Here is a 13,483-nt window from a genome sequence, read left to right on the forward strand (position 1 = left end):
CGCCTCGATCTCTCCTCTACATCTCCCGAAACGATCACGCCGAACGGCAAACCAGAAAGCGGTGGCGTGATTACGGCCCACCGCTCTCACTCTCCATCGAGACCTTCGACAGTCTAGTCAGCGAGTGCTACGAACGCGAGCAGTTCGCTGGGCGGAGTACGCATATCGACCAACCGCTCAGAGACCGACTTGTCGAGTTGGCTGTCGAGACACTCGAGAACCCAAGCAATCCGCTCGCGGCACCTGACCGATTCCCGTCTGCTGGACTCTGTCGACAGGTCGAGGACCTCCTCTCACTGATGGAGTTCGCCGATTTACACTCGCCAGCAGCTATCGACGAGCGCCTCGAGAGCGAGGGTCTGCCCGAACAGGGGGCAATCGTGAGTGCCCTCACGAGTGCGTTCGAGACAGTGCGTGGCGAGATCGACGAATCGGGTCGACGGACCCTTCGGGCGGAACGATATCATCACGTACTGACGAGCGAGACGGCACTTTCCACGTATTTGGATTCAGTCGATGCCGTCGTACTTGCGGGATTCACCCTGTTCTCCCCGCTCGAGCGCCAGCTCGTCGAACGAATTGTGGACACATGGCCAACGGTAGCCATCCTCCCCCGGCTCAACGACACCACAGAACCCGTCGGTGTCGATTCCGGGGTCGAGCGAGCCTTACAGGCCTATTCGGAACTCGGGTTCGAGCGTGAATACGTCGAGGGAGCCACCACAGTCAGTACTAGCGTCGCCCGACAACTCTACCGGCCCGCACGAGCCAAAGAGGATATCGATACACGACCGATCGACGGCGCACTCGAGCTTCGACAGCCCGAAACCATTCCACAGGAACTTCGCTACGTCGCCCGGGATATCCGCCGGCGTGTCGCGGCGGGCACCCCGCCGGACGATATCGGCGTCGTCCTCACGGAGCATGGCGGGTACCACGAGCCCCTCGTCGAAACCTTCGAGCAATACGAGATCCCAGCGACACTCGCATTCGAACGCGGCTTCACCGACACGGCACTCGGTGAGGTCGTGTCCGAACTCGTCTCACTCAGTCGTGAGGACCCTGCGCTCGAATCGGTGACAGCTCTCCTCTCGAATCCCCTGGTTACCAGTCTCGATGGGGACGTAGCGGCCGATCATAACGAACTCGCAAACCTGGCGAGCCGTCTCACGTCGCGCCGACTCACGACGGCATACGCGCACCTCGATGACGACGTGGAGACCGCGATCAAGTCGGTTGTCGCGGACGCGACGTCGTTACGGGACTGCTCGCTCGCGGATCTTGCTGACCGACTCGAAACCTTGCTCGACCGGCTCGGTGTGACGACAGCGCTCGATTCGGTGCCGAAAACACCACGTGGGAGAACAGAACGGGCGGCGAGACGGAGTCTCGACCGGACGCTCGAGACCCTGGCTCTGACCGACGGTGTTGCTGATCCCGAGCGTGCTGATCCGGTCGATCGGCTCGAACGAGCACTCACTGGCGTCACGCTGGACGCAGAGAGCGAACGCGAAGACGGGCACGTGCTCATCTGTGGACTCGACGACGCGGCGCCACGAACGTTCGCCCACACGTACGTTCTCGGCCTGACGCTCGGCCACTTCCCATCGAATCCGGAACGGCTCGCGTTTACGCGGCCGATAAACGAGGCCCACCGGGACTTCGAGCAAGCTGACATCCAGCAAGGTGCCCGGTACAGTTTCGGGCTCCTACTGGCCAGCGACGCGTCACTCACGCTCACCGTCCCCGAGCGTGATCTCGGTGGTGACCCATACGTGGAAGCCGACGTACTCACTGAACTTCGACGGGTCAGTGAGTTGGAACCCGAACCGGTCAATCCGTCGGACGTCTCACCAGGGTCGCGAGAAGACGTCCAGCGCTCGCTCGCACGACGGTTCGCTCACGACGGCGTGGACGAATACGCGCCGACGATCGAGGAGGCGGCCTCGGTGGGTGCGTTCGACGAATCTCGTCGCCAGCGACTTCAGCAGGGCGTGGCGTGTGCCGCCGCTCGTGCCAGCTCCGACCTGACCCCCTACGATGGGCAGTTGAGTCCAGAGACGGTGTCGGCGTGCCACGGCACCGATTCTCGGGCACCGTACAGCCCGAGTCAGCTGGAGACGTACGCGAAATGTGGGTTCAAGTACTACGTGAACCGGGTACTCGACATCAAGGAGCCCGACGAGATCGGACTCGAGCCCGATGCGAGAGAACGCGGCGGATTCGTCCACGACGTTTTCGAACGCTATTACGCCGACCAGCAGACCACCCCAGGCGAGGCATTACCGATTAGCGGTGACCGTGAGACGTGTGGAGCACGCCTGCTCCAGGCCGCTCTGAGCGTACTCGAGGACCGATTCGAGGACGACCCCGATCCAACGGCGTTCCAACGTGAGTGGCTTACTGCCGTCTTTGCGGGCCTCGGGCCCGAGGCTGATAACCCCTACTACGGCGACGATACCTACGGCAGTCCAGAGCGAGGCCTGTTCGTTCGCTTCCTGAACCACGAGTTCGACGAGGTGTCGAAAGCTACCGCCCGGCCGTCGTGGTTCGAAGCCCGCGTCGGCGACCCGTACGGCGACGAAACTGTCCTCCGTGAGGAACCAGTCGAACTCGACACGCCGAGTGGGCCGGTTCCGGTCGTCGGGAAGATCGATCGGATCGACGCGGTACCGGGGACAGAGCCAACGCAGCTGGTCGTCCGTGATTACAAGACCGGTGGCACACCCAGTGAGGCTGATACGCTGTCCGGACTATCGTTTCAGCTGCCACTGTACGCCCAGTTGGCCGAGGGAGCTCTCGACGACGTCGAGACCGTGGGTGGCGCGTACTATCAAACGAAGCCACCGACGAGCGTGAGTCACCGGAAAGGTCTGGTCGGCTCCCAGGAGCAGTCGACGTACGTTTACAGCGACTCCGTTGAAACCCCGATGCTCCGGTTCTCGAAACCCACGTTCACGACTCATCGTGCCTTCCGCGAGTTCATCGAGACCGAGACACCTCGACGACTCGGACAACTGACCACGGCGATCGAAGCTGGCCGATTCCAGCCGACCGTTCTCGACCCGATGGACGCCGGCTGTCGGTACTGCGGATACAGCGACGTCTGTGACGTCCGCTCTCATCGACGCCGAGACGTCATCGACGAGATCGACGACGAGGGAGTATCCGCGTACGTGCCCCTCGCTGCAAGAGATGCTGACCCTGCAGACGTCCTGGAGGTGGAGTGAATGGTCGACTTCGACGAACTCACCGAGGAGCAACGAGAGGCCGCGGACGCGCTCGACCGCAACGTGACACTCACCGCCGGTGCCGGGACCGGAAAGACAACCACGCTCACAGCGCGGTACATGCGGATGCTCGAGCGTGGGATGGAAGCAGATGCCCCGGCAGACGCCAACGCGCCACTGTTCCCCGAAGAGATAGTCACGACGACATTCACCGAACGGGCGGCGAACGAACTGAAACAAAGCGTCCGAGAAGCCATTCTCGACCGCGTTGCCGACGCACCGCCTGCGGAATATGCCGCGTGGCGTGACGTTGCAGATGGCCTCGAAGAGGGATACATCCACACGCTCCACGGTTTCTGTTCCCGTCTCCTCCGAGAACACGCGTTGAGTGTTGACGCGATCGACCCGGGGTTCGACACTCTCGACGAGAGCGAAACGACAGCACTGCTCGACGAGACTGTCGCGACGCTGCTCGAGACCCACGACGACCACGAGGCCGTCCAGACGCTCGCTCGTCGATACAGTCGGAGTGCGCTGCAGGACATCATCACGGATCTGTTGACCGAACGCCCGGGCGGTATCGAGTGGGCCCAGCGGTGGGCCGAGGCGTCCAGAGAGGAGTATCTGACCTACGTCGAGACTGAGGTCCATCCAGTGTCGCCAGAGCTGGCGGCCGAACGGCTTGCGAATCCATCGTTCGTCGACGCCGTCGCAACACTGCAGCGATTACACGACGCACCACCGGACGCACTCGAGACCGGTGGACGGGCCTGGACGCGAGCAGCGGATCTCCTCGACCGGTTAGCGGGGGTCCAGTACGAGGCGAGTGAGCCAACGACCGAGATTCGCGACTGTTTCCTCGACCTCTGTGCCCATCTCACCACGGGGACGGGTGAACGATACAGTAGCTATACCGGCGCGAAAGGACGCTGGAGTGATACAGGAGCCGACAGGGAGGCGTTCGACACCGCGATGGAGACCATCGTCGACGTACTCGAACCCGAAGATCACCTCTTTGCAGCCTCGGTCGACGCTGATGCGAATAGCTTCCCGTTCGTCCAGGCACTCGCTCGGGTGACGCTGCTCGCTCACGAGGCCTACACCGATCGAAAACGTCGTCAGAACGTCGTCGATTTCACCGACCAGGTCGAGCTTGCCCTCGAATACGTCACGGAGATTGCGTCCGACGAAGAGCGGGCTGCACTCCGTGACAGATTTGCGTACGTAATGGTCGACGAGTTCCAGGATACCGACCCGCGCCAGTGGGACCTCATAACCCATCTCACTGCCGACGACCCGGACGAGTTCGATGCCCGGAACGTGTTCGTCGTCGGTGACGTCAAGCAGAGCATCTATCGGTTCCGCAATGCCGACGTCACACAGTTCGGGGACACTGAACGGGACCTGGCCGCGGCGAATCCAACCGATTCCGACCCGGCCGATACTGAACAGCTCTCGACGAACTTCCGGACACTCCCTGGGGTCCTGGAGTTCGTCAACCGACTATTCGACGAACTCTTCGAGGAAGACGGCGAGCCCTACGAGGCAAAGCCACAGCCACTCACAGCGTACCGAGACGATCCTGAAGATCTTGCCAGTGCGGAGTATCTCGCCGTCCCGACCGACCCGGAGTACCGTGCCGGTCGCTTCGCCGACGACAACCCGATTGTGACGGCGCGACCGGAACACGACGCCGAACTCGAAGCGATGGCACTCGCCGCTCGACTCACACAGCTGTTCGACGAACCGGCACGGATCTACGACGAGGACAGCGACATCGACGATCCGGACAGTCGGGATCTGCAGCCCGACGACGTCGCCATCCTGCTCCGCAGCCGGACCCATCTCAAAAGATACGAACGGGCCCTGGAAGATGCCGGGATTCCATTTACTGTCGCCTCTGGACTCGGCTTCTACGAGACGCCAGAGATAACGGCCCTTCTGAACCTGTTCCGGGTGCTCGCCGACCCGGCCGACGAACGTGCACTGTACGGGGCTCTCCGGTCACCCCTGTTCGGCCACACTGATGACACGCTTGCGATGCTCAAACGCGACGACAGATCCCTGTGGCGTGCACTCGAAGATAGCGAGCACGGAGCACTACGGGCGTCGCACGAACTGCTACAGACCTGGCGAGAGGCCCTTGGACTCACAGCGGAGACGACGCCAGACCTCGACGGCTCCTGGGCGTCGTTTCTCACCCGTGTGATCGACGAGACGGGGTATCTCGCGACAGTCAGCGCAGACGAACGGCCACAGCAGGCTGTCGCGAACGTCGAGAAGTTCCGCGAACAACTTCGCGAATTCGGCGAGGAGGGTGTAACCAGCTTGCCGACGCTCGTTCGTCGGATCGAACGACTGCAATCACTCGGCAAGCAGGAAGGAGAGGCAACAATCCAGGGCGGCGGTGAGGGTGTAAAGATACTCACCGTCCACGACGCGAAGGGGATGGAATTCCCGTTCGTGGTGGTTCCCGGAATCGGCCGTGGATTCAACATGAAAGCTGCCATCGGGAGTGGTCGTATCGAGTTCGAACAACGCAACGGTGAGCACGTAGCCGGGCTGAAGGCACCCGATCCAGCGGACCCGTTCGAGATGAAGACGACGGTCGCCCGCGAGACCCTGAAACGTCGCCGAAAGGCCGAGGAGCGAGCCGAGGAGAGACGAGTGCTCTACGTCGCTGCGACCCGGGCCAGGGACCGACTCCTCCTTACCGGACTTCACGACCTGGACGGCGATAGCGGAACGCTCGAGGACATCAAATCAGCCGACCCGGAGGCGGCCGGTAGCTGGCGCGACTGGATCCAGCCCCACGTCCTGACTGACGAGACAATCCTGGGACTCGAAGAAGCGAACCGGGTTACGGGAACGCTACACGATGCGTCGTTCACGGTGTCACTCCCGACGGCACCCGTGGACTGGGCAGAGACGACTGCCCCTCCGAAAGCCGACCTCGAACTCTCGTCGACACCACCGAATCCCAGTGAGCAGTTCAGACTCTCCCCGACAGCTCTCGCGTCGTTGTTCGACGGGTATGGTTCCCTCCGCGTCGACGACCGGACGAACACGGTGTTCTACGAAGGTGACGGCGAGGAAAACGGAGACAATAGCACCGAAGGCGGTGTGGCAGACCCCACTCGGCTTCCACCGACTGTGTTCGGTGAGATGGTCCATCGACTCTGTGAACTCCGGCCACCCAGCGAGCGGGTAGACGACGTGCTACACCAGGTATTCGAGGCGGAAGATGCGCCCGGAGAACTCAGGGCGGCACACCGTGAGCGCGTCGTTGAACACGCGACCAGAGCGATCGAATACGTCGACGAGCGCCACGCCGAGTCCGATGTCGTCGGAACCTACGACGAACTCTCCGTCACTGCCGAGTTCGCTACCGGGGAGATCTCGGGACTGATCGACCACCTCGTCGTGACGCCGGACGAGTACCACGTCATCGACTACAAGACGAACGACATCGAAGCCGGCGAGATCCCAGAGGAGGCCGACTACTACCGGACACAGATGGAGGCGTACGCGATTGCGCTGCATCAGCAGGACTCGACTCGAGCGGTGGCTGCGTCGCTGTACTTTACCACGCCAGGGGAGGTTCGGCGGTTTGGCTGGACGCCGAGTGAACTCTCAGACCTGGAATCAGAAACCGAGGCAGAGATACAGCGAAGAATCCCGACGACTGAATAGTGACAACCAGGCCCTTTTACTGAGGTGTCGCTTTTTAGCCCCTGCCGGAGAGAGTGAGTACGCATATCTGTCAGTGAGGGCCGTGATGGTCTCTTCTACACCCCTACTGGGTCAGCGGTATCTGTCCGAGTTCTGCCAGACACTGCTGAGAGTCAATGACTCGCCTGCCACTCCGACCGAGGCAGTATCCCGGTGTTCGGGATTCAATACCGCTCGTACACAATGTGATAACATGAACCAGCTTGAGCGAGCCATCGAGATCGCGCTCGATGCTTATGCTGGACAGACAGATAAGGCGGACGCGACGTACATACGACACCCATTACGGGTGATGGAACAGATGGACTCAGAAACGGAACGCGTCGTTGCTGTATTGCACGACGTCGTCGAGGATGCGGACTACTCCCTCGAGGATATCGAACGGGAGTTCGATCAAGAAATCCGAGATGCAGTGGATGCATTGACCAAACAGAATGGGGAGGCGTATCTCGAGGAGTTCATCCCCCGAGCAAACTCGAACGCACTCGCTCGAAAAGTCAAACGCGCAGATATCGAGGACAATATGGATCTGACACGACTGCCAGCGGTCGATGATGACATCCTGCAAAAGCAGGCGACGTACCATCGGGCGCTCAAGCGGCTAGAAAAGTCTGAGTGAGTGTCGAACTCGAACTGTACTGCGGATGTGCAGTTCAGTTGGCTTGCTCCCGGGAAGGGCGAGGGGCTGAAGCGAGTGGCCGGATGGGACCGGAGGTCTCCGAGACTATTGTGTCTGTACTTTGTCCATCTTACACTGCACACAGAGATCGTCGGCTACACAGCCAACAGCATCGTACGGGCAGTCGTATTCCTCGACGTCGACGGCGAGTCGGTATTTCGCCCGTTCCCACTCGTTCTCCCGGTCTTCGATTTCCATCTCGACTGATGTGAAGACGACCTCCCCGTTCCGATCCTCGATTTTTGTCGTTGTTGCCGCTGGTTGCTCGGCCCTGACAGTCTGGATCGCTTCTTTGAACGACAAACGTACGGTTCGATCACGCCGATTCGGCTCCCCCAAGACGATGACTGTGAGTTCGTCGTCTGTCGTTTCAGTTGGCTCTACCCCCCTCCCCCGGGTCATGCTTCTGATTGGTTTCATCGAGTCATTTAACAGTTGGGTCGATATGCCGATGACTTCGACTTTCGACCCTGCCCAGACCGGGATTAGCGACTGCCATAGCTCACGCTTTTTGTCACGACGCCAGAGGGACCACTATGGACAGCGAGAGCGCAGCGGGCGTCCTTCTGGGGCTGGCGTGTGGCGACGCGCTCGGCCGACCGGTGGAGTTCAAATCGGCCAGTGCAATCGACCGCGAATACGGGACCCTCACAGAGATGGTCGGGTATGGAACGCACAACAAACCAGCCGGCACCGTCACTGACGACACGGACCTCGCACTGTGCGTTGCTCGCAGTCTCGTCGAGGCGGGCGGGTTCGACGGGCAAGACGTCGCCGACCGATTCCAGGGATGGTACGAGAGCGGCCCGTTCGACATCGGATTGATGACCGCTGACGCCATCTCCGAATACGAGCAGGGAACGTCCTGGCGGGATGCGGGCCGCGACGTCTGGCAACGGCGACCCGAAGGATCGAACGCAGGCAATGGCAGCGTCATGCGCTGTGCCCCGCACGCACTCGCGTACGGAGACGACCCGGACACGCTCGTCGACGTCAGTAGACAGTCCTCCGCAATCACGCACTACGATCCACGGTGTACCTACGGCTGTGCCGTCCTCAATCTCACTATTGCCGGCTACCGACGAGACGAGAGTGACCCACTGTCGGATGCACTCGACCGTGTCAGGGGTGACGCTCCGGACGAACTCGTCGAAACACTCAGACTCGTCCCCGATGTCGTCGACAGTTCTCAGTTAGAAACGACGGGCTACGTTGTCCATACGCTTCAGACAGCACTCTACGACGCGCTGACGGCCAAGAGCGCGAAAGAGGCTATCGTTACCGCTGTGAACCGCGGTGGCGACACGGACACTGTCGGTGCTGTTACCGGTGCGCTCGCCGGCGCTCGATTCGGAGCCGGGGCACTTCCTGCGGAATGGCTGGACACCGTAGAGTATCGAGACCATCTCGCAGCACTCGCCGGACAGCTTGTGACGCTCGATCTGGACTGAGGCTCGTTCTCGGAAGCAGTGGCCACCAGGCGTTCCTGGGAATCCGGGGAGCTATCCGAGCAAATGACTCTGTTGCAATCCTCAGCACTCGATACGTATCGCATGCAAGATACAGAGGATGTATGTACATACGGGACCCTAAGCTGCGGTCCCTTGGCGGTGGTTCGAGAGCGATGGTTGCGGGCTACTCGGTGACGTCGGTCTTTATCACCGTCGCTGGTCGCGTCGTCAACCGGAGGACCCGGTCGGTTACGCTCCCGAGAAGCGCCCGGTACTCCTCGGGTCGGCGCTTCGTCCCGAGCACCAACAGGTCGACGTCGCTCTCGTTAGCGTACGTCACGATCCGCTCCGCGGGGTGGCCGTGCTCTAGAGCCTCGACGACCTCGATGCCGTGCTCGTCTGCCCTGGTTCGGATATCGTCGATCGTGTCTCTGCCCAATTCTTCCAAGCCGTGCTCCGGACCTTCGGATTCGTCAACGTACTCATCACCACTATAGGACGTCACCACGTCCTCATCGACGACGTAGAGCACGTGCAGTACGGCGTCGTGGGCTGCTGCCAATTCGATTGCATGCGTTTCGGCCTCCTTCGAGGCAATTGTACCGTCGGTCGAGAGCAATATTCGGTTGTACATACGGCAGCATTTCGACGACGAAGGGGATAAATCCAGTCCTGGCTCGTATAAACCGGGGGAGGCGCGTGGAAAAGACGGGCAGGTCATCGGTGGGCTGCTCGCCCGGGTTTCACTTCTGTATGGTTGTCTGCAAACGGAGGGTACGGGGACCGGTGTACACATCTTCTCGGAACGTTCGAACGCGGCCTGACCGACCACTTCAGTTGGACCCTTCGAACTGACCGGACGCGTTGTTCTCCACCGATAGCCAAACTGTCGCGACCGACTCGCGCGCGGTATGCAGCAACAGCCGATCAAACACAGCATCAAATGAGTATTTCACCGGAGCCGGCCAAATTACGCCAAATCGACAGTCGGGTGTCTGAACGTCGCCTGGGATGGCAACTGGATAACTATCGTCACACATCCCGACGCGAAACCCGCTGAGAAGACACCGTCGACAATATCCACCGCAACTCTAATGCGCATAGGGCATATATACCTAAACAGATATGCTCGAAGGGCATTTTGAGTCGGCAGGTGCGAGTATCGAATACGGCGACGCAGATTGCCTGTTCCCTGTCGATGCACTCGATGCGACGATCCTCCAGTATCGGGATGCGCAGCTAGCACTCGACGATGTCGACGGTTCGGGCGTCATCGTCGTCGCCCCAACGAGTCTCGCAACCAGTTATCTGCTCACGCAACACGCGCTCACTGCAATCGCCGTCGAAACCCTCCCCACCGAGATCCAGAGGCAGATCGCTACCGTACTTGACGCCCCGCTCGAAGGGTTCGAACTCGTCCAGATCGGCAAGTGCAACAGCGACAGCCCTGACCACTCGCTCGCTGAATTCACCAACGCCTGACTGCCGACGTATCGACGCGCGAAATCAGATTCCCCCACTCACGACCGACTACTGTCTAAACCACTCGACGAAACGTACCCCGTGGCAGCTCCGTACATCCAGGAAGCCGTGGAGGAACACGGCGAAGAACGGGTTATGGAGCACTACTATGGGCATCTCTACCCACTAGGGCAACTGATGGAGATGCCCGATAAGGACGAGTTCCCGTTCTACGACCCGGACAAGCACGATACGATGGCCGAAGCGGAACTGGTGGAGATGTACCAGGCGCGGGCTGACTATCGGGAGAACCTCAGGACGTGATGATTTACAGGAGGTTCAATAGGAGAGATCCCTCCGATAACTGTCGGTATCACGGCCAAACACGTTGAGGGGCCCAGAGATTGATGTATGCGAACTTCCACTAATTCATATATGTCTCCGGTAGAAATTTCACGCGTTGATTATGCCAAGTGCAGCGGCCACTCGATGTACCTACACGTACGAACCGCCCGATGACGTACCTCGAAACCCCCAGGTCGAGATACCGCGCGGGAGCCCCGAGCAGTGTCCACACGATGCCGTCGATGAGACATCTCGACGATGTCTGTTCCACCATGGCGAAAGCGAGTATCCAAGCGACCGATTTACCGACCAGTTCCTTCAGGTACTCGCCGATAGCGAAACGTCACCCGTCTTCGCAGGGGGGTCCCTTCCTGGTCTCAAATTAGAGGACCGCACGATCACGACTCCGACCGATGCCCCCATCGACCTCCGAGGCGCTGTCATCGATGGCGACCTCGACCTGACCAACGCGACCATCGACGTTCCACTCTTACTTGATGGCGCCGCGATCACGGGGTCGCTCCATGCCGATGGCGCGGTCTTTCAGGCTCCGGTCAGCTTCGCGGGCGCAGATATCAGTGGGCGCGTTCATGCACACGAGGCGACCATCGACGGCGGCGTAGTCGCCACTGATCTGAACGCAGGATATGTCGATTGCCGACGGCTCACTGTAGACGGGCCACTCATCTTGGAGAAGGCATCCTTCGCGTCGAATCTCCTGCTGGCACACGCGACGATCGAAGGGGACCTCAGACTTGACAACGCAGTGTTCGACTGGAGTCTCGATAGTACGGCGGCGTCTATCGACGGCGACGTCACAGGGACGGCGATGACCGTCGATGCAGACTGCGACTTCGTCGCTGCCGAGGTCGAGGACGCTGTCGAGCTGCGAAAATCGACGGTAAACGGCGCGACGGACTGGAGCCACGCGACCATTGGTGGGGACCTACGCGCGGCCGATTGTGAGTTCGACGGCGAACTGAGTTTCGACGATGTCTCCATTGGTGGCGAGGCCCTCGTCTTCGATGGGGCGACCTTCCGTGCGAAAGCCGACTTTGCCACGATGGACCTGCGGCAGAGCCGGCTCTCGTTCGCTCACGCCTCGTTCGAGGACGAAGTGTGGTTCACCCACGCGACGATCGGCGAGGTTGCCACGTTCGACGGTGCCACGTTCGCTGGGATGGCACACCTCCGAGATGCGGTCTTCGAGGACGACCTGATACTCCGGAACACGGGTGGAACCGGGCAGTTCTTCTTGCATGGTTCGACGGTCGACGGGGAATGTGACTGCACCAGCGCCCACTTCGACCACTTCCAGTTTTCTGCGACCGTCAGGGGCACTACGGATTTCAGCCACGCCCGCTTCGACGAGAAGGCGATCTTCACGTCCAGCACGTTCGGGGACCGTGTCTGGTTCGACGGCGCGTCGTTTGCTGGCTTTGCGGACTTTAGCGATACCAGATTCACCGCCAAAGCGACCTTCGAGGATACCGAGTTCCTCGTCGACCCAACCTTCGACGCGACTCGGTTTGCGGTCGATCCGAATCTCCGTGCCGCGGACTTCTCGGTGGCAGACGCGATCGACTTTGCCGACCGACGCAGCCAGATGGTTCTCGCGCACCCCGAAACGCTGCAAAACGAGGGTGTGACCATTCCGCTGGAGCGCGTGACGGACACCGCATCCATTCCTGCGGCCGTTTCGAAGCTGGCCACCGACAAGCACTCGAATACAGAGCTGGTCGTCGACGCACTGTCCGATTTCGACCAGCAATCCTGGTACGACTTCTGTCGTCATCCCCTTCGAACAGCACGCACGGCCGTCGCCCGTCTCCCCGACCCAGACAGCGCTGTGCTCGTCTTCGGTATCTCTATCAATGCCACCGCGGACGGAGCCGCATTACTCCATTCGGCTCGAGTCGCCGGAGTGTACTGTCGGACTGACGACGAAATTGTCTTCGGCCACCTCGACCCGGCCCTCGATGACGTCGACTATCTCTTGCCAATTCCGGCCAGCGACGCGGCCTTCGAATCTGGCGCCGCAGTCGCAACGTCAACTGAACTCCACGAGGCAGCGCTTCGCAACGAGATGTTCCGGGCAGTCGTGTTGCGGAAACAGTCGACCGATGGACCGCCAGTACACCAGATGGTCCTCCCTGTACTCATCGGCGCTGAGGAGTTCGCGTAGGCGGCCGTCGTGGTCCTGTGTGGCCTCCTGGTCGGCGCGCTGTCCCTGCCTGGCGACCAACGGGTCGACCGGACCACGGAGAGTCCCCTCAGAGTACCGGGTCACGCTCTCGGCGAACGAGACCCGCGAGAACGCCACCTTCTACGTCCCGCTCCGCAGGTCGACGGTGAGTCCCCGCTCGGCGAGCAGTTCGGCGAGAGCGCCCGACACGACCGGTACGTCCCGGCGATCGGGGGCTCCGAGGGAGACCCGCCGCCAGTGAGCTTCACGTACGACATCGTCGAGACCGAACACGGGCGGACGCTGGCCATCTCGGCCGAGCGCATCGAGGTCTCGCGCGTGTACTCCCGCGAGGTGCAAAAGGAGACGATGGGGTGCGCGAACGGACTCCACGCGAGGA

Annotated in this window: 9 protein-coding genes; 7 read left to right on the forward strand and 2 right to left on the reverse strand. The window is 61.0% G+C overall.

Features of this window, described 5'->3' with window-relative positions; genetic code table 11:
• Positions 1-197: 197 nt before the first annotated feature.
• From P1K88_RS14890 to P1K88_RS14900, 3 genes are all read left to right on the forward strand, one after another.
• Positions 198-3,230, forward strand: a complete 3,033-nt coding sequence (locus P1K88_RS14890) for a PD-(D/E)XK nuclease family protein (RefSeq protein ID WP_276411011.1) — start codon at positions 198-200, stop codon at positions 3,228-3,230.
• Positions 3,231-6,923, forward strand: coding sequence for a UvrD-helicase domain-containing protein (locus tag P1K88_RS14895; RefSeq protein WP_276411012.1), 3,693 nt, complete (start codon positions 3,231-3,233; stop codon positions 6,921-6,923).
• A gap of 232 nt (positions 6,924-7,155) precedes the next feature.
• Positions 7,156-7,581 (forward strand): HD domain-containing protein, encoded by a 426-nt coding sequence (locus P1K88_RS14900; RefSeq protein WP_276411013.1) that lies wholly within the window; start codon positions 7,156-7,158, stop codon positions 7,579-7,581.
• 105 nt (positions 7,582-7,686) lie between these two features.
• Here P1K88_RS14900 and P1K88_RS14905 read toward each other — a convergent pair whose 3' ends face one another.
• Positions 7,687-8,043 carry a hypothetical protein gene (locus tag P1K88_RS14905; RefSeq protein WP_276411014.1) on the reverse strand — a complete coding sequence of 119 codons (357 nt, stop codon included), beginning with the start codon at positions 8,041-8,043 and terminating at the stop codon, positions 7,687-7,689.
• A 134-nt stretch (positions 8,044-8,177) separates the two neighbouring features.
• Here P1K88_RS14905 and P1K88_RS14910 point away from each other — a divergent pair, with 134 nt between their 5' ends.
• On the forward strand, positions 8,178-9,092 hold the full coding sequence (locus P1K88_RS14910; protein ID WP_276411015.1) for an ADP-ribosylglycohydrolase family protein: 915 nt from the start codon (positions 8,178-8,180) through the stop codon (positions 9,090-9,092).
• A gap of 184 nt (positions 9,093-9,276) precedes the next feature.
• Here the strand turns inward: P1K88_RS14910 and P1K88_RS14915 are convergent, their stop codons facing one another.
• The gene (locus P1K88_RS14915) at positions 9,277-9,726 is read right to left on the reverse strand and encodes a universal stress protein (RefSeq protein WP_276411016.1); all 450 of its coding nucleotides are present in this window, start codon (positions 9,724-9,726) and stop codon (positions 9,277-9,279) included.
• Between the two features lie 491 nt (positions 9,727-10,217).
• Between P1K88_RS14915 and P1K88_RS14920 the strand changes: the two genes are divergently transcribed.
• From P1K88_RS14920 to P1K88_RS14930, 3 genes are all read left to right on the forward strand, one after another.
• Positions 10,218-10,574 (forward strand): DUF8165 family protein, encoded by a 357-nt coding sequence (locus P1K88_RS14920; protein WP_276411017.1) that lies wholly within the window; start codon positions 10,218-10,220, stop codon positions 10,572-10,574.
• A 51-nt stretch (positions 10,575-10,625) separates the two neighbouring features.
• A complete protein-coding gene (locus tag P1K88_RS18600; RefSeq protein ID WP_473092254.1) occupies positions 10,626-10,877 on the forward strand; it encodes a DUF8110 family protein in 252 nt (83 codons plus the stop codon).
• 142 nt (positions 10,878-11,019) lie between these two features.
• Positions 11,020-13,083, forward strand: coding sequence for a pentapeptide repeat-containing protein (locus P1K88_RS14930; protein ID WP_276411019.1), 2,064 nt, complete (start codon positions 11,020-11,022; stop codon positions 13,081-13,083).
• Positions 13,084-13,483 lie beyond the last annotated feature (400 nt).

The sequence above is a fragment of the Haloarcula halobia genome, from assembly GCF_029338255.1.
In the GTDB taxonomy this organism is placed as follows: domain Archaea; phylum Halobacteriota; class Halobacteria; order Halobacteriales; family Haloarculaceae; genus Haloarcula; species Haloarcula halobia.